Source organism: Anabaena sp. AL09 (assembly GCF_001672255.1).
In the GTDB taxonomy this organism is placed as follows: domain Bacteria; phylum Cyanobacteriota; class Cyanobacteriia; order Cyanobacteriales; family Nostocaceae; genus Dolichospermum; species Dolichospermum lemmermannii.
Genome location: NZ_LJOQ01000009.1, coordinates 59,079 through 81,015, shown reverse-complemented (window position 1 = coordinate 81,015; position 21,937 = coordinate 59,079). Strand labels below are relative to the sequence as shown.

Genomic DNA, 21,937 nt, shown 5'->3' with positions numbered 1-21,937 from the left:
CTTACCTAATATATACCCCAAGAGAGAGTGCAAATAAAGATTGTAAATGTATCGTTTTGTAACTTGCAGATCCCCGACTTCTTAAAGAAGTCGGGGATCTATAACACTAAAGAGAGATGAATAAATATTTAATAACTAATACAATCACAGAATGGGAATAGATAAATACTAAAAAATCCACTTATGGCATCTCCACAACCATTACATGATACAGAATTAGTAGATTGTGCTAGAGCAAACGCCAACCAGGGAATAGAAACCGCTGCGTGTCAGTGTGGTTATGGGGATGATATTAATACATTTGCTCAAGAATTACGCCAAGCTTGTGAAAAAATGAATTTGCAAGTTAAAGAACTCAAAGAATTGATTACCGATCAGGATATAATGTTAAAACTGGGTGCTGGAGAAATTATTGCCCCTGAAACAGCATCAGAACTTTAATACTCTCCTTTTGTGGCGAATTTTCAAATCATAAAAATTGCACTTTGTCAATTCTTTGACAAAACAATATTACTTAAAGCCTGATAACTGCGTGTAGTGTCACCACAACATAGCGCAATTTGAGCAGAAAACAAATCAACTTATTTATTGATTTTATCCTCAAAAATGGTAAAATATATAGAAAAACAGACTTGTACCAATCAACCATTAAAAATTTGACAAAAGCTTGTGTAATCTGCTTTTTTAATTTTTAATTTTTAATTTTTAATTCCGCACTGCGGTACTAGCTTCGGTCTCAATAGCAAAGGTTTAGAGATGTTGACTTCATCGGAAACTCCTATAATTGCAGCCATTGTGCTGATAGCGTCCGGCATTTTAGGCTGGGGCTTTTATCGCGCCAGACCTTTTGGTAAACTAGGTATCTTAGCCTGGTTACAATCCCTCGTTTTAATGACTCCCTGGCTTTTGTTCTTTGGATTATTTGCCGCTGGGATTTATATCAACATCGTTGGTATCTTGTTCTTAGTGGTAGCTTCCGCTGGATTGTATATTTTCCTGGGTAGAAAATTACGGGACGCGGGACAAGATGCTATTCTCAAACAACGGGCAACAGATAGACTCGCTGCCCAAACTGCAAGCGAAGGTGATAAAGACAGTTCAGTTGTAGTATCAGAACTGCAATTAGCACCAACTCCCATACCTGAAGCAGATTTAAGCCTAATTAGAGGCATTTTTGGCATTGACACATTTTTTGCCACCGAAACTATTCCCTACCAAGAAGGAGTAGTTTTTAAAGGCAACTTGCGCGGAGAACCAGAAGCCGTTCACAACCGACTGACGAAAACTTTACAAGAACGGTTAGATGATAAATATCGGCTGTTTTTGGTAGAAGATACTGACAGTAAACCTGTGATGATTGTTCTCCCTAGCCGCACAGACCCCCAACGCACCCAGTTAGCACAAAAAGCTTTTGCGGTGATTTTATTGATAGCAACTATCGCTACCAGCTTAGAAGTGGGGGGTATATTACAGAATTTCGATTTATTCAGTAACCCCGAACGCTTTGCCGAAACCTTACCTATTGCCTTGGGTTTATTGGTAATTTTGATCTCTCACGAAGTGGGACATTGGCTATTAGCGCGTCGTCACCAAGTCAAATTAAGTTGGCCGTTCTTTTTACCAGCGGTGCAAATTGGTTCTTTTGGGGCAATTACTCGGTTTGAGTCCCTTGTCCCTAGCCGGAATGCTTTATTTGATATTGCTTTGGCTGGACCGGCTTTTGGGGGGATTACTTCCTTACTATTACTGGTAATAGGATTGCTACTGTCCCACCCAGGCAGTTTATTTCAATTACCCAATCAGTTTTTCCAAGGTTCAATTTTAGTCGGTAGTTTGGCACGGGTTGTCCTTGGTTCGGCTTTACAATCTCCGTTGGTGAATATTCATCCTTTGGTAATTGTTGGTTGGTTAGGATTAGTGATAACAGCTTTGAATTTAATGCCCGCTGGACAGTTAGACGGGGGGCGAATTGTACAAGCAATTTATGGCCGCAAAACTGCCGGTAGAACCACTTTTGCGACGATAGTTTTACTGGCTATCGTATCATTAGGTAATCCTCTGGCTATGTATTGGGCAATTGTGATTTTGTTTTTACAACGGGATTTAGAACGTCCTAGTTTGAATGAAATCAGTGAACCAGATGATGCTAGAGCGGCTTTATGTCTTTTGGCTCTGTTTTTAATGATTGCTACTCTTTTACCTTTGACTCCGGCTTTAGCTGGGCGTTTGGGTATCGGTAGTTAGGAATTTTGGCGTTGCATAGAATTATGTTTCGCGCAAAGGCGCAAAGGAGCAAAGGCGCAAAGTTTATGCTTTTAAATTTTTCACTTTCATCCTTTAATTCTGCAACGCCAGATTTTCTTTACCAATTATTTACGGTTTCCAGTTTGCTAATAGGTTGGGGTAGTTTGTGGGTGTGGGGAATATTTTTTGCCATGTTTGTTGGCGTTGTTGGGGTTTTTCTTGGCTCATGTTCCAGAGGGTTTCGTAGAAGAAGAAGGAAACGCCGGCAAATTTTCTCTCTCGCACTTTCTCTATTTGGGTTTTAATTTGTTCCATAGGAACTGTGCGATTTTTTAAACCACTCAAAATTCCAATACTCACGGGAATATGAGTTTGGGCTTGTTTGACTTCTGGATATTCTAATTCGCTGATAAAGACGTTTAAATCATTACGATAAATCTGTAAAACTAAGTCTTCAATTAATCCCATTCTTTCCCATTTTTGCCAATCTGCAAGGAAGTATTCGTAGGAAAAACGCTGGGGATTAGGCGCAACGGAAACGATACAATCTTTTTTATTAGCTTTAATTGCTGTAAATACCCGCTTCATAAATTCGGTAATTTTGTTCGCTCTCCAATTTACCCATTCTGGATCTTTGAAGTCTGCGGGAGGAAGTTTACCTTGGTGTTCTTTTTTGTATAATGCTGTGGTGTAGGCATCATATCCTAGTTCTGATGGTAATCCGAAATGGTCATCAAATTGAATCCCATCAATATTATAGTTTTTAACTATTTCTACAATCAAATCTTGGATAAATTGTTGCACTTCGGGACGAAAGGGATTTAACCAAACTCGGTTATGTGTTCCTTCTTTGACTATTTTTGTGCCATCTCTGCGGTTTGTCAACCAAGTAGGACGATTTTTAGCTAAAAGTGAATCAGCAGGTGCCATAAAGCCAAATTCAAACCAGGGAATCACTGTTAAATTTTGTTTATGACCCTCAGATATTACTTCTTTGAGCATATCCCGTTTTTGGAGTCCGGGGGTAGGGTCAACTGATTTACCAATGACTTTGGCTGCGACTTTGCTAGGATAAAGGGTATATCCCCAATTCCAGACGGCGGGATAAACGGTGTTAAAGTTGAGTTGGTGTAATGTTCTTAAACTTTGTTTTAGACGATTACTTTCAAATAAAACATCACTATCAATATTTGTTAACCATACTCCCCGTAATTCTGTGGATTTAGGAATTTGAGCATTTAAGGGGAATGATAGCATCATGAAAGCAACCATACTCACGGTCATCATAGCTGCTAAAAATCCTAGTTTTTTAGTTTGACGTTGCCATTTTAGAGATATTTTTTTCATTAGTTAAGTTTTTGAAAGTCGCGTAATTTTTACATTTATGGCTCTACCGCTCCCTTTATGATATTTTCGGTAAAATATCCCTGAAATCGCTTATTAATTTAGATTAAACCCATGTACACCAATGGTTTTGGATATATTAAAAGGATGTTTGATCATAAGGGGAACGGTAGAACCACATTTATTAATTGTTGTTGGGTTACGCTTTGCTTAACCCAACCTACAATCACAAATAGAAAATAAGCTGAATATGTATTTCTATTTAATTTCTGTGTATATTGCTATCGGTTCTATTACTAGGTCAATTTCTCCTGTCCAAAGTTTCCATACTTCTGTCATATCTATTAATCCTGAAATACCAGGAAAAGTAATTTTTTCTATTCCTCTTCTTGGTATAAATCCAACTATTGTCATTTCTACATCCCCTGGCATAATATATGCTGATCTAAGTTGATCTCTTGTTATCCGAAGGTGTTCTTGATTTATAGTTCCTATTAGATTTGAATTTCCTATATTAGTATTGACTGTAACAGAACCAATTGAAAATGCTTTGATTAGCTCTAATCCAGCTTTAAATTGATTTTCTTCATCTTTCTTTTGTTGAGGATTCTGCTTAAAACCCTTATTAGTATTTTGGTTGGTATTTTGTTTAGAATTTGATAGAAAAGAATTTATTACACTATCTTTACTACATAATTCTATAATAGAATCCCAATCAATAAATCTACAAACTCCAGTTATTTTTATTAACGATGAATATTTTTCTAATTTTTCTATGTCATTTATTTCTTTTAAAATTCCTTTATTTATTAAGATTTCTTCAAATTTTAGATAGCCATAGTCATGTTCAACAATATCTTCAGTAGTAGAAGATAAATATTCATCAGATGTAGTATTAACTCCTTTTTTATATCCACTTTTAAGCGTTGTTTTATCTAGTGTTTTTCCACTAGCACCACCCGCATAATTTTTTGGACCAATACTTATTTCACCTTCTTTACCATCCTCTTGAATTTTTTCTGTATATTCTTCCCCTGAGCTTTGTGTAGATTTAGTACCTTCATTCTCTGTTGATCTTCTTAGTTGTACTACACCCCCAAATAATTGAGAAGAATAAGAATGCAATTTTATTTTATCTAAATAAATAAAATGTTTTAAGCTTGAAATCTCATCTTCTTCTATTAAATTTTCTTTTAATTCGAGATCTTCTTGCATTAAAATCCTCCTGACATTTCTGTTGCTCTATTAATGATTCATTTTTCATGGCTTGAACAGCTTCATCAAAATCCAAATAATTTTCACCTTGTTTTTTCATCTCATTAACTATCGTTTGAGATGCCGTAGCTATATACTCAGCTAGTTCTTCTATATCAAGATTTCTATCAAGATCGGAATTGTTCATATTCCAGTAGTATTGACTGGACATATCCATCATACACTATAGGACTAAATTTATTTCATTATTTACCCTAATTAAATTACTCGCACTTGTATAATATTTTGCATTTATTATATGATTTACTGAGCTTTTGATAAACAAAAATCTCTATAATCCTGACTTGCTGGGGATAAATACGACAGAAGATGGTCAAAGTTATCCCTTTTCAAGCGTAGGAAAAGATAGTTTTTTATTATCAATAACTTCGATAACTCAAAGTTCATGTTATAGTGTACTTAGGTGTACACAATTTGTCAATTCACTATTATGGACATCCAATCTGTAGGCATTAAAGAATTTCGGGCTAATTTACATAAGTACACACAACAAGCATCTGAACCAATTGCAATTACTTCTCATGGAGTGCCAATAGGTTACTACATACCAACACAACCTACTCCTCAAAAACAAGATTTAATGGCTTTACAAGCAGCAGTCCAAAAAATCCAACAATTGCTGGAAACAAGAGGTATTAGTGAAGATGAATTATTTGCCGATTTCCAGAATGCTAAAGAAAGTACAATATAATTTCATTCCATTAAACAACAAAATCAAACAAATAATGCGCCATTTCCAACTTAGAACAAGCCGGAATTTCTAACTCTCTCCCTTCTTTATCTAAAAACACCGCTTGATTATGATCACTCCCAAAACCACTGTCAACTTTATCAATAGGATTTGCGACAATTGCATCTAATTTCTTTCTTTGCAATTTCTCTTTCGCTGGAGTAATAATATCTCCAGTTTGTGCTGCAAAACCAATTAAATATTGATGGGGTTGTTTGCGATTTCCGATTTCAGCAACAATATCCGGTACTGCTGCTAGAGGAAGATTTTCAGGAAGCGATCGCTTGGGCAATTTTTCGCTACAATAATCTCTGGGCTTTACGTCTGCAACTGCGGCTGACATGATAATTATATCTGCATTGGCTAAATGCTTGAACATTACCTGCTGCATTTCCTCTGCACTAATTACCGAAATTGCTTCTACTCCCAAAGGTACTTCCCAATTCGCCGGACAATGGACTAATATTACCTTTGCGCCTCTGTGCAGTGCAGCCTGTGCCAAGGCTAAACCCATTTTACCAGTGGAGGGATTGCCAATAAATCGCACCGGATCTAAATATTCTCGCGTTCCCCCAGCACTGATTAAAACCTCTTTCCCCGCTAAATCTCTCTTGCCTTGGGTGTATAATAAAGATTGAATATAAACAAATATTTCGGCGGCTTCTGCCATTCTACCAGCACCAATGCGATCGCAAGCCAACAACCCAGAACCTGTTTCCATACCATAAAATCTACCATCTGTCAATACCTGTCGCCAATTTCTTTGTACTGCTACCTGTTGCCACATATCTGTATTCATGGCAGGTGCTAACAACACCGGACAGGTAGAAGCGAGAATAGTATTTGTTAGCAAATTATCTGCCATTCCATAAGCTAACTTAGCCAAAGTATTAGCAGTTAAAGGCGCAATTACAATTAAATCAGCCCATTCACCCAACTCAATATGCAAGGGACGCTGATAAATTGGTTGCCAAAAATTATCATCTGTATAAGCTGGATGACGGGATAAAGTAGATAAAGTTAAAGGAGTAATAAATTCTTGGGCAGATTTAGTGAGAATAACTCGCACTTCTAGCCCCGATTTGAACAGTGTAGACACCAACTCACAGACTTTATAGGCGGCTATACCACCGCCTACACAGATAATAACCCGTTTAGATTTGAGATTTGTAAATGATGGCATTTTGGGGCAAAATTCCGATTACCTTTGATTTTAGCCCGTCCCACCCAATCTAAAATCCAAAATCCAAAATCTAAAATTCTTAGGCTTCGTCGTAAGCTTCTAAATCTAAGAGGTGGATATAGGCTTCAACTAACTCTGGACGCTGAAAAGCAATCGCCCGCAATAGATGCCAATCATTTAAACCCTCAAAAGCATTACTATAATTATCTAATTCCAGACGTGTAGCCAAATCCTGTACCTCTGTCGCTGTCATAGCAGAAATTTCTGTTTTGGAAATGCTTAGAGTTTTCATAATGCTTGCCCCTCCCTTTTGCAGCGCTTACATTCAGCTGAGGGTGGAGTTGATTCCACCTTTACTATCTTACTCATTAACGAGCATTAAATTTGTAAAAATTCTTGTGAATTTCACCGGAATTTGTAAAAATTCTGTAACTAAAGCTGACCAATTGTGTTGACAACAAAAGTTCGTAGCACTTCTAGCATTTGGAAATTAATTTCATGTCCCATGGCAAATTCATGATATTCCACTGCTACACCTAGAGATTGTGCCACATCTCTCGACTTAATTGCAGCTTGGAGAGGAACAACTTCATCCTGTGTCCCGTGCATGATTAATGTTGGCGGAAAATTGCCTTGATTCAGCGTTACCACACTAGGATGTAAATAGCCACTCATCACTACTAATCCAGCCAAGGGTAAGCTTAATCCTACATCTAAAGTCATCGCCCCACCTTGAGAAAATCCGCTCAAAATTGTGCGTGATAACGGTACACCTGTATTACTTTCTAAAGAGAGCAACCAATCTATCAGTAGTTGTTTACTTTCATTTAATCCATCATACATATTTTCCGTCCGCAGGTCATACCATGCCCTACCTGTATCAGCATAAGGATAAGGATAGGGGGCATTGGGGAGTAAAAATTCGTAATCAGGTAAATTGACATGAGGGATTAAAGATGCCACATCTTGGGCATTTGCACCCCAACCATGTAGAGTGACGATTAAAGCGTCTGGTGTTTGGTTTTTTGGTGGAGAAACCCTAATAAAATCTAATGTCGGAGTCATGGATAATTGAGATAAGAATTAAAGATAATTGTAGGTTGGGTGGAGCGATAGCGTTACCCAACATTTTGAGATTTTGTTGGGTTTCCTTTGTCAACCCAACCTACGCATTTTCATATTTTGCCAATACTCCCCAGGCTAATTATGATTCTGACCATCCTTTCGGTAGAATGTTCATCACAGAAAGCAATTTAGTCCAAAGGAATCTGGGGAATTATGGCGCGTTTAGCCCTGCTGAGTGTATCTAATAAAACTGGTGTAGGCGATTTAGCCCGGAGTTTAGTTGAGGAATTTGGCTTTGATATCATCAGCAGTGGGGGAACAGCCAAAACCCTGAAAGATGCTGGCATACCAGTTACAAAAGTTTCTGATTATACAGGTTCACCGGAAATTTTAGGCGGTCGGGTGAAAACTCTTCATCCTCGCATTCATGGCGGTATTTTAGCACGGCGGGATGTCGAACAAGATATAACAGATTTAGAAAATAATCAAATTCGACCCATTGATTTGGTAGTTGTGAATCTTTATCCTTTTGCGGAAACTATTGTTAAACCAGGAGTTACCCTAGCTGACGCAGTGGAACAAATTGATATTGGTGGCCCGGCAATGTTAAGGGCTTCATCCAAAAATTACGCCCATTTGACGGTATTATGTGATCCTGCCCAATATGGTGAGTATTTGCAAGAATTACGCCAAAATGGAGCAGCATCTTTAGAGTTTCGCCAAAAATGCGCGTTAAAAGGATTTTTGCATACTGCTAGTTATGATCATGCCATTGCTGTCTATTTAGCTGGCACACAAACCCAAGAATTTACTATTTCCGGTACACAACTCCAATCTTTGCGTTATGGGGAAAATCCTCACCAACCCGCAGCATGGTATCAAACAGGAAATGAAGCTACAGGTTGGACAGCAGCGACTAAGTTGCAAGGCAAGGAACTCAGCTACAATAATTTGGTAGATTTGGAAGCTGCACGGCGGATAATTGCTGAATTTACAGATAGTCCCGCAGCAACAATTATCAAACATACTAATCCCTGTGGAACTGCGGAAGCACCAGAAATTTTTGACGCTTATCAAAAAGCTTTTAATGCTGATTCTACCTCTGCTTTTGGCGGAATTGTCGCTTTAAACCGTCCTATTGATGCAGCCACAGCGACGGAATTAACTAAGACATTCCTAGAGTGCGTGGTTGCTCCTGGTTGTGACGAAGCAGCCCAGGAAATCTTAACTAAAAAAGGTAATGTCCGAGTTTTGATTTTACCAGATTTATTGACTGGACCAAAAGAAACTGTGAAAGTAGTAGCAGGTGGGTTTTTAGTCCAATCTGCTGATGATATCATTGCTGATCCTAGTCAATGGCAAGTTGTCACGGAGCGTCAACCCACCCCCAGTGAGTTAGCGGAATTACTATTTGCCTGGAAAGTTTGCAAACACGTTAAATCCAATGCTATCGTCATAGCGAGCGATCGCACAACCTTGGGTATAGGGGCTGGACAAATGAACCGCGTTGGTTCGACAAAAATCGCTATCGAACAAGCTGGAGAAAAAGCCCAAGGAGCATTTCTCGCTAGTGACGGCTTCTTCCCCTTCGATGATACCGTCAGAGCCGCAGCAGCAGCCGGAATTACTGCCATTGTTCAACCAGGGGGAAGTCTCAAAGATAAAGACTCTATCAAAGCCGCTAATGAACTGGGTTTACTCATGGTTGTCACTGGTGTCAGGCACTTTTTACATTAGGTCAGTTGTCAGTGGTTAGTAGGGGCGAAGCATTTGGAAGATAAATTATCGGTCCAGTAGGGGCGAAGCATTTGGAAGATAAATTATCGGTCATTGCCAAAAATAGTTCTCCAAATGCTTCGCCCGTACAGTTGTCAGTTGTCATGGGGAAGAAAAATATTCCCTGTTCCCTCTTTCAAACAATTTCCAAAATTGTTGTCTCAGGTACTTGCCATTTGAAGAAAAGAGTGATAAGTTATATTTGTGTGTGAGGAGAAAATTTAAAAAGCGTCTGGGGTGGAAACACGGCAACACTCCCAGGCGCTTTTTAATGTCAAAAATTTTTCTATAGCCAATAATCAATCAACAAAACAGTAGAGATACTGGAAACTAAATGCTCGCTATCTATGCAAAACAGAGAATTCCAGAAATGTTTCGGCAATGATCTAATATTTTGGCAATTTGGCAGATAACTATTTTAGTTTAGAGCTTTAATTGAATATCAACAGGGTAAATAAGAAAGCTGAAAAGTTATTGATGTCAGGATTTTCCCAGTGCTAGAGACTTCTAGACCAGATCAAAAGTGGTAGATGCGGTGCTGTCAAACTGACCATAAATATGGCGACATTCCAATTCTAGCCACTGCTAACAGCTATTGGCTAAGGATCGCAAAGAAAATATAAATTAATTGAATTGACTGGTTGCCTAATGAATAAACGGAATGATTCAGTACAAAATTGCCATGTCTGAGTACAAGTTAACTTGAAAATAGTTGGATTTTGAAAAAAGGATGAAAAATTAATATTTTAGTGCTTAATCACGAAGCATTTGGGAGATAATAGCATCAGCTTGTAATCTCTTGTAAGTCAAGTGAACTAGGTTAGCTTCATCTGATTGTCCACAAACATAGCAAGCTAGACTCAAGGCATCTAATAACATTAAAGTAGTAACGCCTTCCGCTGCTAAAGATGATATATACTGAGAAATGCCTTTAGCACAGGTTTCTGCTGGCATCAGTACCAGTAGCAACCGTAAACAGTCTGCTGATGCCATCATTCCGTCTAATTCATGAGTCTGGGTGGCTAATTGAACAATTCCCAAAACGATTTGATTGGGGGAAATACCTTCCTTCATCAGTAGGCTAAAGAAGGAAGTTAAATGACATGGAGTGCTGTGATCAAGTTTAATATTCATAGTGCTTATTAAAATCAGTGTAACAATAATCGCAGATTTTTTGACTAATCCGGAAAAATCTCAAAAAAGTTTTCGGGTTTTTTTCGGGTTTTTACGGCACATTCTAGAACCTTTTAACAGATAGCACCCCAATTTGTCAACTTGAGTTTTGATCAATCGCTGTACATTCGGCAACTCACAATTTAACTGATCGTTTTGTATCCCTTGATGCTGTAAATCAGTAAATTGTTCCTCTGCCATCATTTTTACATCTTTTAACATCAAACCGGCGAGTAATTTTTGTGCTACCCCTAAATAAACTGTTTTTGATAGCCTATTTTAACTGAAATTGGTAGCTTATGTAACCGATAGTAGGCATTGAATGATGTAATATGGACAAAATAGGGTTTTGTTTGTCTTTTATTAATGAGGCACAGTAAAGAGTTAGACAATAAATTCTAATATCTTTACTTGATGTTGACAGCCAATGAGGTTAAAGGTAACTTACATCTAATGGTTCTGGATGTAAACGCCTGAAACCGGGAAAAAATAATTAGGAAATTGACCACGTTTTACATAATACAACAATAACTTGAGCCTATGTCATACTAATCAGTATGGCTGTGATCTTGATCAATACTTTCTCATCTTTTAATCAATACCTTCACCAAATTGAAAAAAGCTTTGATTTGTAGGTTAGGTTGTTTGCAGTAGCGTGTCCGAGACATAAACCATAATTCAATAAATGCGTTGAGTTGCGCTGTTTCTTAACCCAAGCTGCAAAAAATGGCGAATGTATGGCTGATATCTCGACTTTGAACAATAGACGAAGTAGATGCTGGCATTTTTGGTAGCATAATAGTAGATTAAGGCAGTAACTATATTTTTAGAGAAAAATCTGTATGGCAAGCTACCTAGAAGCCCAATCTCCAGATGAGTTGTTGACTGAACTTATTGAAGACACCACAACCCCAAACCATGTGGAAGTAATTGAAAATGTGATTGATAGTCTAGCACAAGATCAAAGTGCAATGGTTAGTCATGCTGCTGAGGGTGGATATCTGTGGAAATTCCAATATGGCAGTATAGAAGTATTTGTGCAATTGACGGGAATTACTGATGAAGATACAATTACGGTTTGGTCTGCGGTGCTGAAGTTACCGGCTAAAAATGAACCAAAATTGACACGATATTTGTTAGAGATGAATTGTGTGAGTACCTTTGAAGCCCGGTTCGGGATTATTGATAATCAGGTGGTTGTGATTTCTACACGCACTTTAGCGGAGTTGTCACCAGGGGAAGTTTCTCGGATCATTACTATCGTTGCTAGTATTGCTGATGATAATGATGAATATCTGCAATCTGAGTTTGGTACAGTTTAAGTTTCCAGAATTTTAGTTTAGGGATGTGATATTTAATGCCGGATCAGCAGGTGTGGCGACTTATTCCGATTTTAGCAGCCGCTGGTGATATCCAGATGGCTATAGACCGCTGGTTATTAGCACAGCATGAGTCGGGAAAACATCCGCCAACTTTACGTTTTTATACTTGGTCGCCACCCGCAATTTCTTTAGGTTATCATCAACGTCACTATCCCGAATTTTGGCAAAATTTAAGGTGGAAAGGTGAAAAATTGGCTTTGGTGCGTCGGAATACAGGTGGGAGGGCAGTTTTACATCAAGGTGATTTAACTTACTCTGTGGTCACGTCTGGACTGAGGGGAAATCGGCTAGATGTGTATGGGCAGATTTGTGAGTTTTTGATTCAAGGATGGCGATCGCTGAATATAGAATTGTACTATGGTCAAGCTGGACGTGGTTATATTCACAATCCTAATTGTTTTGGGACTGCGACAGGTGCAGATTTAGTTTTAGCAGATGGTTCTAAACTGATTGGTAGCGCCCAATTACGGAAAGGTGAAGCGATTCTTCAACATGGTTCTATGCGATTGAATCCAGATGCAGATTTATTTGCAAAAGTATTTAATCAAGAGTTTTTTAGTCCTATCCAATTTCCAGAAACTATCAATCAAGAAACAATAATTAAGGCTTTAATAGCCGCAGCTTGTGATTGTTTTGCTATGGAAATAGAGGTAAAGCCTCTGTCGGCAGATGAGTGGGATCTAATTTGGGAATATTGTTGATTAGGGGAGGTTTTTATTCTACCCTATATTTTTTTCTCACGCCAAGACGCAAAGCAAGAAAGAGATTAATTGCAGTCTGTAAGTCTATTTTAGTTTTTATCTTTAGTATGATGTTTACAAAAGAGTTTTTGTGCATGGCTAGGAACTGTCAAGGATGAAATGGGTATATTCAGAAACATGAATTATCTAGTTGTCTAAAATATGATACAGATAAATCTCCTTCTCTGGTGGAATTTATCTAAGTATCTGGATAAAATTTTTTTCAAAAGCATATTAATTTTTAGCGTGACTAAAGGTATTTAATCCCGCTAACAAACATGAAATAGCTGACTATATAATTAATTTTTGAGAATTGCTTGGTGTTATATTATATTATATTATATTGTATTGTAAATGTAACTTTTTCTGAGAATCAATCAAACTATGAATACAATATAATCACTTGCCACAGAATTGTGAATACTGTAGTATTTAATATCTCGCTGATTAATTTAAATAGCTCTTTAAGAATAGGTTAAAAAAACAAAAACTAAAATAGGTCTGCTATCTTAGATAAAAGGCTCTACCGGAGTTAGTATGCTAAACTGGAGGGAAAAGCAGGGGAAACGCATCTTATCAATAAGGACTATTTAATCTCAATAATGACCCAGAAATTCGCATTAACGTCTACTTATTGACAATGATTTAAACCATTGAAAAAATCAATCAAACGATAAATACCGATTCCTTCCTTTATACACAAAAATGGTGTTTTGTCAATAAAATTTAGATGCGTTTCCCCTGGAGGGAACAGGGAACTCTTAACAGGGAACAGAAGGAATGTCAGATATTAATGACTTTAAAGACTTAATAATTTGGCAAAAAAGGATGGATATTGCTCAAAGATGCTATTTCCTCACTAAACTTTTTCCCAAGGATGAGTTATATGGTATGGTTCAACAAGTTAGAAGAAGTGCTGTATCTATTCCGGCTAATATATCTCTTATGATATGGACGAAGATATAGAGGAGAATATATAAGATTTTTAAACATAGCCCAAGGGTCAGTTAATGAATTAGAAACTCATCTAATTTTATCTCACCGAGTAGGATTATGTTCAGAAAAAGATGCAGAAATGATTCTTAATTTATTAAAAGAAGAAAGCAGAATGATTATTATTCTTATTAAAAAACTAGAAAATTAATTTTTTTCCCTGTTAAGAGTTCCCTGTTAAGAGTTCCCTTCTCTCAACTTCTCGGTTTAGCATAACAAGTACCGAAGAGCCAGATCAAATTCTGTGAATTAGGAGTAAATATCATGGCAAGTTTTGGTGGAATTGTTTTAGGAAATACTAACCCTTTTGACCCAATTAATGTATTTAACGAAAAAGAACCTATCGTTGATTATATTTACCAAGAGGCATTCATTGAAATTGAAAGAAAATTTAATGAAGTTGTTCAAAATAATTATACACGTACTGTATTAATTAATGGTGATAATGGTTCTAATAATGAATGTTTATTATCGAGACTATATCAACAGTTTAGTCATAAAGCATTATTTGTTTATATTCCTCCCTTTCCACAAAGAGAAGTAATTTGGCGGCATATTTTACGCTATACAGTTGATTCTTTAATAACAACATCAGATATAAATAAAAAGTCTGAGTTATTACCTTGGGTATCTAAGTTTAAACAGGATATAAAATCCGATGATATATTTAATTTTTTAAGAAGTGACAGAAAAAGGTTTATTAAAAAATTAAAGGATATATATAAAAATGTGAAGATCCATGATCATGATACTTTTTTTGGTATCCTCTACGATTTAACTGATTCCTTGCTCTATCCTTTAGCTTGTGAATATTTACGTGGAGATGATTTAACTCAAGAATCTTTAGAAGCTTTAGGGATAGAGAAATCTATTGGAACAGAAACTGTAGCTAGAGAAACTTTAGCTAATTTGTCTAGAATAGTTAGTAATCATCAACCTATTGTTCTTTGTTTTGATCAAATACAAAGTATTAGTAAGTTACCAGATGGAAGTCTTGATTTACCAGCATTATTTGCAGTTAATACTAAAATTCGAGAAGAAAATATAACTTCATTAATGGTTTTTAATATCAACAATTGTACATGGAAAGAAAATGAAGAAACAATTCGTCAACTTGATAAATATGCTATTGATGAAATAGTTTATTTAAAAGATATTAGTTTAGCACAAGCTGAATTATTGATAGAATCAAGGCTGAAAATATTATATAATCAAGAATTTTCGCCAATACCTTCTCCTATTTATCCTTTAAATCGTCAAATATTAGAACAAGAATTTCCGCAAGGTAGAACCAATCCTAGAGATTTATTAATTTATGCGAGAGATACATTGCAAGCCTATAAAAGATGGTTAACTAAAGGTAGTGAAAAAGGAAGTTTTGTATTTCCGCAACGAAGTGAAAATAAAGAGGTTAATTATTTAGAAATAGAATCTTATTTTCCAGTAATATGGTATGAAAAGTTTGCTAAAATTCAGCAAAATATTCTTACAATACGTCAATTATCATCTCCAGAATTAATAAGGATTTTGGAGGAAATTCTGATAGTATTACAAGTAGATCAAATTATTTATCCATTATTTGTGAGAACTAAATATTCTAGTTATTCCTTAGGTTATCATTTAACAGATAACTCGGAAATGTTAGGTATTATCTGGATGGAAGATCCCAATCTTACCAGTTTTTTTCATGTAATGGAAGCTTGTAGAAAAACTCTAGAAAAAAATCCGTCGTTAAAGTTATCTTTAATTCGTGCAGAATCATTAGGAAGCAAAAATGATAAGGGGTATAAAATTTATGAGGAAATTTTTATGAATTTTTCCCACTCTCATATTATCTCTGATTTAAAATCTATTCATTATTTAGCTACATATAATAGTTTGGTTAAACGTGCTTATGAAGGAAATTTAGTAATTGCTGGTAAAGTGATTGATTTAAAAGATTTACGATATTTGATGTATAAATCCAAGATTTTGAACAATTGTGGTTTATTAGAAAAGTTACGATTAGTTGTTAGTAATTATGATTCAGATGATCAAAAAAATGCTAATCAACAACTTAAAGAATATAAGAATTACATTTTTTATTTAGTTAAGAGTCAGATTTGTTTAAATACACAAATTATTATCCGAAAAACTAACTATTGTTTTCCTGAATTAAGTGAATCTAAGATAGAAGCTTTAATTCAACAATTATGTTGGCAAAAGAAACTAAGGATTATTGATCCTAAAGCACCTTTAGAGTCCCAATTAGTTTGTTTAGCAAGGAAGATAACTTGATTTTAGATGATTTTGCGTCAACTGCGGAGCAGTATTGGCTCTTATTAGAGTTAATATAGAAACTGTGTGTTATTTTTTTGTGATTCGCGCTAAAGTAGTCAAGTATCGAATACAGCAAGACTAACCGTATGGAAACGAAAGAGTTAAAGTTCATCTTAAAACTGTTGGGATGTCCCAATTATCGTACTGGCTTGAGTTCCAGCATTTTTGATAGTTTTAAAAGTGAGAAAAACAAAATTTGTCGAGATTTGGGGGAACTGGAATATGTAGACTATTCCCGCGAAATTGCCACAGTCAAGATTTTACCTCCTGGTCAAGCACTACTGAAACTCGACTCGGCACAATTACCTATTGATGATAAAGAACTCAAGGTACTGGAGAAGACAGGTAAGAGTTCTGGAAAAATAGCCCCCAGTGAAATCAAAGTTTCATCGCTAAAATCAGATGAACGAGACGCAATCTTAAAAATCTTGAGTGAACGAGGTTTAATTGCTGCTGAAATCAAGATGAAAAGGGTTAAAGCTGAAGTTTGGTTAACGGAAAGAGGAATTGAAGTTTTGCGAGATGAATATAATCCCGAAGGAAAAGCAAATATAGACTTTAATTTGCTGGGTACTTATGTGCGGTTTTTACGGAAGAATTTGCGGTTAAAGTCAGAAAAAGTTTCTACTTTAGTTTCTGATATTAATATCAATATTAGTGATGAAGAAATTTTAGAGACTATCAAGAAATTAGATCGGGAATTGGGGACAGAGAATTATTTACCAATTTTCCATTTACGGCAAAAGTTACAACCGCCTTTATTACGAGATGATTTAGATCAGGCTTTGTATAGGTTGCAAAAAAGTGACAAAATTGATTTTAGTACCTTACAAGAATCTAGTGCTTATACACCAGAACAAATTGACGCGGGAATTCCTCAAAATATTGGTGGACAACTGTTCTTTATCATAGTTAATTAACAGGTTTTCCAATATTTTTCATTTTTTCATCACTTCCTCCTCTCACAAATGTGTATCTATGACAGACATTAAGAACATTATTAAACGCGAGGTCAACCCTTTTGACATCGAAATGAAACATTTAGAGTTTTGGTCTGACGAAGAAGACTCATTACTTATGGTTGAGTCAATTCATAAAAATGCAATCATAGAAATTGAAGAATTACTAGATTTAGTGGGTGAAGATCATCGTAGTCGTACAGTTTTACTAGAAGGTGAATCTGGTTCTGGCAAAACTTATTTACTAAGACGGATTAAACGCTCATTTAATAGCAAAGCATTTTTTGCCTATATTCTCTGTGACTGGCCTGATAGTACCCACATTTGGCGGCATATTTTACGTCGTACTGTTGATAGTTTAATTCAAGTTCCTGAAGGTAAAAAGGAATCACAGTTAATGTTGTGGTTGAAAAGTTTAACCGCATTTACAAGAAGTGATATCAAACAAAGAATATTTAATGATAATTTTTGGGAAGCATTACAAAGTAATCGGCAAAAATTTATTAAACACCTGAAAGATACTTATAAAAAAGCAGGTATTTATAACCCTGATATGTTTTTTGGAGTGCTGCATGATCTCGCAAATCCAGAATTATATGATTTAGCTTGTGAATGGCTGCGTGGTGATGATTTAAATGAAGATTCTATGAAGGCAATCAAGGTCAAGTCCTGCATTGATACAGAAGATGCTGCAAAAAATATCTTAGCCAACTTTGGCAGAATTTCTACACAAACCCAACCGATTGTTTTATGTTTTGACAATTTAGAAACTATGCCCCAATTACCAGAAGGTCTCCTGGATATACAACCTTTTTTAAATGTCAATACAACAATTCATGGAAATAATTTAAAAAACTTTTTGGTGATAATTAGCGTTATTACTAATAATTGGAATCGGCATCTTGACCGAATTTTCTTAGCTGATACAGTAGGAATAAATAGAAAAACTAGGCTAAAAGATATTACACTAGAACAAGCAGAAGCACTCTGGACTTATCACTTAAAACCATTACATCAACTAGCAAGTCCCAGACCTGAATCTCCTATTTTTCCACTAAATCGGGAAATGTTGGAGAAAAACTACCCCGGTAGTAAAACTAAACCTAGAAATGCACTAACTCTAGGTCGTGAAGAATATCAAAAATATAAAGGTTCGTTATTAGATGAAGATGAAAAACCAAAGCCAGAACCAGTGACAATAAAAATAAAGGTGACAACACGCGACGAAGAAACTATTCCTAAACCTATCATTATTCTTCCTCCACCACCACCCGCAAATAATCAAGATACAACTCAAGCAGAATTTGAATTATTATGGCAGCACGAATATACAAAAAGCCAGGGGAAAATTACCAAGATTTCTTTGTTATCATCACCTGATTTAATTCAGATGTTGCAGCAGTCTATATCTACTTTAAAAATACAGGGAGTTAAGTCTAAACTTTTAAGCGGAAAGTATGCTAGTTATTCCTTGAGTTATCAACATCCTAAAAATCGGCAAAAATTGGGTATAGTTTGGACAGAAGACTCAAATATGACTAGTTTTTATCATGTAATGAATGCTTGTCAAATAGTAATTCAAAAAAATCTCTGTCAAACTATGCACTTAATCCGTGCTGGAGATTTAGGAAAACCAAATCTGGCTGGAAATCAACTCTATAGACAGATTTTTACGAATACTAATCATGTTCATATTAAACCAAGTCTGTCTTCTATTCACTACTTGGCAACATATCAAAGTTTGGTAAATTCTGCCAAATCTCAAGAGTTAGTAATTGGTGGGAAAACGATTAATTTACAAAGACTAGAAACTTTAATTAATGAAGCTGAGATATTGAATCAATGTACTTTATTACAGGATTTAGATATTGTTGCTAAATCAAATCGAAAGTCAGAAACAAATGGTAAAGAAGGAAAAGATTTAAGACCTGTTAAAAATTTCCTATTAAATCTCGTGAAAACTCAAGCATTTATGGGAGTACCTACTTTAATTTCACAAGCAGTTAACCAATTTCCTGATGCAAAAGAAAGTGAAATTCGGAGTCTGATTGAACAACTATGTCAGGAAGATAAAGTTAAAATTGTTAACCCCGACGAAAAGCCAGAAGCTCAATCAATTTGTTTAGTTCTTCACAAGTAATCTATCCAGCACATTTTTTATATCAGCCAATGCACTACCTGACAGAAGCTTCTGAAATTTACAAGCAAATTTCCCAACTGTCCCTATCTAAAACTCTATGGATAGATACGGAAATTGCTGATTGGTATACTGATAAACCAAAATTAGCACTAATTCAGGTATTGGCTGATTATACAGATTTAACCGGTGAATTTGCTTATATTTTTGATGTTTTAGATAAACCTGATTTGGCTGCATATTTCATTAACCAAATCATGGTTAATTCCCAAATTGAGAAAGTTTTTCATAATGCTGGTTTTGATTTAAAATATTTGGGGAAGGAACTAGCAGAAAATGTGACTTGTACCTTCAAAATAGCGAGAAAAATCACCAAAGAAGTCTTACAAACTACCAACTTAAAACTAAAAACCCTAGCTGCTGAACTCTGCCATTTTTCTAATGTAGACGCAGAAGAAGGAAGCAGTGATTGGGGAAAACGTCCCCTGACTCAAAAACAGTTAAACTATGCAGCAATGGATACAGTTTATCTCGCTGCTGTTCATCGTCGCTTACTGGAAATATCCAATCCTGATGTTATCAGTCGTGTATTTAATATGGTAAATAATAAATCTGAAAACTCTTCTTTAACTCCTACTAAAGTTAGATTAGCTTTTGAGTGTCCGCGACTATTTTATCTAAATCATAATTTTAATTGTAAAGCAATATTCTCTCCTAAAGATGCCATTACTGGTATTGGTAATGTCTTTCACCAAATAGCGGATGATTTTATTAATTTACTGCTAATTGAACCCAGATTTAAAACTTTATTAAATCCATCTGCAACACAATTAAAGGTAGATGTAATTACGTTGGAAATTCAACAACTATTCTATAAAATTAAGTTCTTTCCCTATTTACAAAATGCAATTGCAAAAGACGCGAGTAAAGCCTCTCTACTGCTACAAGTTTGGCAAGGTTTACAAGGATTAATTAAAAAGTTTACTGAATTGTTGATCATCAATCGTCGTTATTGCAGTGCAGAAACAGTTATTCAGAATACTTTTATTTCTGAAGAACGCAGTTTAGAATATTACTTTGATTTACCTAATGGGACAAAACAATTAATCAGAGGTGAATTTGATTGTTTAGTTTTTAATTTTGAACTCAAACGCCTTTGTATGGTAGAATTTAAAACCTATCAATCTGTAGATTCAGCAGCACAATTAGCGCAAGTTTCTCTTTATAGTTATATGTTATGGAAGCAGAAAAAAGCACCTGTTGATTCTGCTGTTTATTGTGTTTTACCAGAATTTAAAGAATACAAATATTCTTGGGAACAACTAGAAAATACGGTTCATCAATTAATTCCCTATAAATTATTACAAATGCAACAATGGTTGAGTTGGGAATCTCCCAATCCTAACCCACCACCTGCGACAACTCAACCTCATTTGTGTGAAATTTGCCCCCAACAACAAAAGTGTCAGACTTTTTTTGGTGTTGAATCTAATCATGATCAAAATTCAGATACAGAACCTCCTAGAAAAAAGCCCGAGCCATCTATTAATGCTGATGAAATTGGCGCATCTTTAGTGACAATTCTAGAATCTTTTAAGGTTAATGTAGATTATTATGGTGCTGATGTAAGTCCGGCATTTATTCGGGTGAAAATTAAACCACATTTAGGTGTGAAAGTTCCTTCAATTCTCAAATTATCCGCTGATTTACAAGTACAATTGGGGTTAGAATATCCGCCTTTAATTGCTCCCCAAGCTGGTTATGTAAGTATTGATTTACCGCGTCAAGATAGACAAATTGCCAAATTTGAAGATTATATTCAAAAGCAGTTTTTACCACCAATAGCACCCGTAAAAATTGCTATTGGAGTGGGTATTGATGGGAAGTTGTTAGAGGCTGATCTATCAGATCCGAATACTTGTCATTTTTTGGTGGGAGGAACAACAGGAAGCGGAAAAAGTGAATTTTTGAGATCCTTACTTCTCAGTTTAATCTATCGTCATTCTCCCCAACATTTAAAAATTGCCTTAGTTGACCCCAAGCGGGTAACATTTCCCGAATTTGAACAAATGTCGTCGTTATATGCACCAGTTGTCAAAGATAGCGATCGCGCCGTAGAATTAATGCAGGAACTAGTTGCAGAAATGGAATCTCGTTATCAGAAATTTGAAAAAGCTAAATGTGCAGATTTAACCACCTATAATCAACGTCCTTCCCCAGCTTTACCGCGTATTGTCTGTATATTTGATGAATATGCCGATTTTATGGCAGAAAAAGAAATTCGCACCATATTAGAACAAAGTATCAAACGTTTAGGGGCAATGGCAAGAGCCGCCGGCATTCATCTAATTATTTCCACACAACGTCCAGAAGCCAGTATTGTCACCCCAATTATCCGTTCTAACCTACCTGGACGAGTCGCCCTGCGTACCTCCAGCCAAGCAGATTCATGTATTATTCTGGGTGGAAAAGAAACAACAGCAGCCTATTTATTAGGCAAAGGTGATTTAGTTTACCAAGGTGGTTCGCAGGGACAACGTCTTCAAAGCTTATTAGCACAAACTATTCAGCTACCTTAAAAAAAAGATCCCCGACTTCTCTAAGAAGTCGGGGATCT

General features: G+C 35.9%; 20 protein-coding genes. 13 read left to right on the top strand and 7 right to left on the bottom strand.

Annotation, left to right across the window (positions count from 1 at the left end):
- The first annotated feature begins 183 nt into the window (after nucleotides 1-183).
- A complete protein-coding gene (locus tag AN490_RS01655; protein WP_213719458.1) occupies nucleotides 184-441 on the top strand; it encodes a hypothetical protein in 258 nt (85 codons plus the stop codon).
- A 315-nt stretch (nucleotides 442-756) separates the two neighbouring features.
- Nucleotides 757-2,244: a site-2 protease family protein gene (locus tag AN490_RS01650; RefSeq protein WP_299999344.1), complete on the top strand. Its 1,488-nt coding sequence runs from the start codon at nucleotides 757-759 to the stop codon at nucleotides 2,242-2,244.
- Nucleotides 2,245-2,373: 129 nt separating this feature from the next.
- Here the strand turns inward: AN490_RS01650 and AN490_RS01645 are convergent, their stop codons facing one another.
- The 3 genes from AN490_RS01645 to AN490_RS01635 form a co-directional block, all read right to left on the bottom strand.
- Complete coding sequence (locus tag AN490_RS01645; protein WP_299999342.1) at nucleotides 2,374-3,591, bottom strand: glycoside hydrolase family 10 protein; 1,218 nt, start codon at nucleotides 3,589-3,591, stop codon at nucleotides 2,374-2,376.
- Between the two features lie 255 nt (nucleotides 3,592-3,846).
- Entirely contained in the window at nucleotides 3,847-4,803 is a 957-nt protein-coding gene (locus AN490_RS01640; protein WP_299999340.1) for a hypothetical protein, read from the bottom strand.
- Nucleotides 4,757-4,990, bottom strand: coding sequence for a hypothetical protein (locus AN490_RS01635; protein ID WP_299999338.1), 234 nt, complete (start codon nucleotides 4,988-4,990; stop codon nucleotides 4,757-4,759). The genes AN490_RS01640 and AN490_RS01635 overlap by 47 nt, the downstream gene beginning before the upstream one ends.
- A gap of 303 nt (nucleotides 4,991-5,293) precedes the next feature.
- Here AN490_RS01635 and AN490_RS01630 point away from each other — a divergent pair, with 303 nt between their 5' ends.
- On the top strand, nucleotides 5,294-5,554 hold the full coding sequence (locus AN490_RS01630) for a prevent-host-death family protein (RefSeq protein WP_299999336.1): 261 nt from the start codon (nucleotides 5,294-5,296) through the stop codon (nucleotides 5,552-5,554).
- Between the two features lie 10 nt (nucleotides 5,555-5,564).
- Here the strand turns inward: AN490_RS01630 and coaBC are convergent, their stop codons facing one another.
- The 3 genes from coaBC to AN490_RS01615 all read right to left on the bottom strand — a co-directional run bounded on the left by coaBC (nucleotide 5,565) and on the right by AN490_RS01615 (nucleotide 7,841).
- Nucleotides 5,565-6,776: a bifunctional phosphopantothenoylcysteine decarboxylase/phosphopantothenate--cysteine ligase CoaBC gene (gene coaBC / locus AN490_RS01625; RefSeq protein WP_299999334.1), complete on the bottom strand. Its 1,212-nt coding sequence runs from the start codon at nucleotides 6,774-6,776 to the stop codon at nucleotides 5,565-5,567.
- Nucleotides 6,777-6,855: 79 nt separating this feature from the next.
- The gene (locus tag AN490_RS01620) at nucleotides 6,856-7,068 is read right to left on the bottom strand and encodes a DUF2555 domain-containing protein (RefSeq protein WP_148761297.1); all 213 of its coding nucleotides are present in this window, start codon (nucleotides 7,066-7,068) and stop codon (nucleotides 6,856-6,858) included.
- A 140-nt stretch (nucleotides 7,069-7,208) separates the two neighbouring features.
- Nucleotides 7,209-7,841 carry an alpha/beta hydrolase gene (locus AN490_RS01615; protein ID WP_299999330.1) on the bottom strand — a complete coding sequence of 211 codons (633 nt, stop codon included), beginning with the start codon at nucleotides 7,839-7,841 and terminating at the stop codon, nucleotides 7,209-7,211.
- Nucleotides 7,842-8,054: 213 nt separating this feature from the next.
- Here AN490_RS01615 and purH point away from each other — a divergent pair, with 213 nt between their 5' ends.
- Nucleotides 8,055-9,578 carry a bifunctional phosphoribosylaminoimidazolecarboxamide formyltransferase/IMP cyclohydrolase gene (purH, locus tag AN490_RS01610; protein WP_299999328.1) on the top strand — a complete coding sequence of 508 codons (1,524 nt, stop codon included), beginning with the start codon at nucleotides 8,055-8,057 and terminating at the stop codon, nucleotides 9,576-9,578.
- Nucleotides 9,579-9,649: 71 nt separating this feature from the next.
- Nucleotides 9,650-9,829 carry a hypothetical protein gene (locus tag AN490_RS01605; protein WP_299999326.1) on the top strand — a complete coding sequence of 60 codons (180 nt, stop codon included), beginning with the start codon at nucleotides 9,650-9,652 and terminating at the stop codon, nucleotides 9,827-9,829.
- Between the two features lie 541 nt (nucleotides 9,830-10,370).
- Here the strand turns inward: AN490_RS01605 and AN490_RS01600 are convergent.
- On the bottom strand, nucleotides 10,371-10,751 hold the full coding sequence (locus AN490_RS01600; RefSeq protein ID WP_299999324.1) for a hypothetical protein: 381 nt from the start codon (nucleotides 10,749-10,751) through the stop codon (nucleotides 10,371-10,373).
- Nucleotides 10,752-11,632: 881 nt separating this feature from the next.
- On the opposite strand from AN490_RS01600, the gene AN490_RS01595 reads away from it, so the two are divergent.
- The 8 genes from AN490_RS01595 to AN490_RS01560 all read left to right on the top strand — a co-directional run bounded on the left by AN490_RS01595 (nucleotide 11,633) and on the right by AN490_RS01560 (nucleotide 21,899).
- Entirely contained in the window at nucleotides 11,633-12,112 is a 480-nt protein-coding gene (locus tag AN490_RS01595; RefSeq protein ID WP_015078557.1) for a YbjN domain-containing protein, read from the top strand.
- 35 nt (nucleotides 12,113-12,147) lie between these two features.
- A complete protein-coding gene (locus AN490_RS01590; protein ID WP_299999322.1) occupies nucleotides 12,148-12,873 on the top strand; it encodes a biotin/lipoate A/B protein ligase family protein in 726 nt (241 codons plus the stop codon).
- An 819-nt stretch (nucleotides 12,874-13,692) separates the two neighbouring features.
- Nucleotides 13,693-13,878 (top strand): four helix bundle protein, encoded by a 186-nt coding sequence (locus AN490_RS01585; RefSeq protein WP_366925005.1) that lies wholly within the window; start codon nucleotides 13,693-13,695, stop codon nucleotides 13,876-13,878.
- Nucleotides 13,879-13,888: 10 nt separating this feature from the next.
- Entirely contained in the window at nucleotides 13,889-14,056 is a 168-nt protein-coding gene (locus tag AN490_RS01580; RefSeq protein WP_366925006.1) for a four helix bundle protein, read from the top strand.
- Between the two features lie 113 nt (nucleotides 14,057-14,169).
- On the top strand, nucleotides 14,170-16,182 hold the full coding sequence (locus tag AN490_RS01575) for an ATP-binding protein (protein WP_299999320.1): 2,013 nt from the start codon (nucleotides 14,170-14,172) through the stop codon (nucleotides 16,180-16,182).
- A gap of 128 nt (nucleotides 16,183-16,310) precedes the next feature.
- Entirely contained in the window at nucleotides 16,311-17,144 is an 834-nt protein-coding gene (locus tag AN490_RS01570) for a transcription factor RcaD (protein WP_299999318.1), read from the top strand.
- Between the two features lie 58 nt (nucleotides 17,145-17,202).
- Nucleotides 17,203-19,323 (top strand): ATP-binding protein, encoded by a 2,121-nt coding sequence (locus tag AN490_RS01565; protein WP_299999316.1) that lies wholly within the window; start codon nucleotides 17,203-17,205, stop codon nucleotides 19,321-19,323.
- A 29-nt stretch (nucleotides 19,324-19,352) separates the two neighbouring features.
- Nucleotides 19,353-21,899 carry a DNA translocase FtsK gene (locus AN490_RS01560; protein ID WP_299999314.1) on the top strand — a complete coding sequence of 849 codons (2,547 nt, stop codon included), beginning with the start codon at nucleotides 19,353-19,355 and terminating at the stop codon, nucleotides 21,897-21,899.
- Nucleotides 21,900-21,937 lie beyond the last annotated feature (38 nt).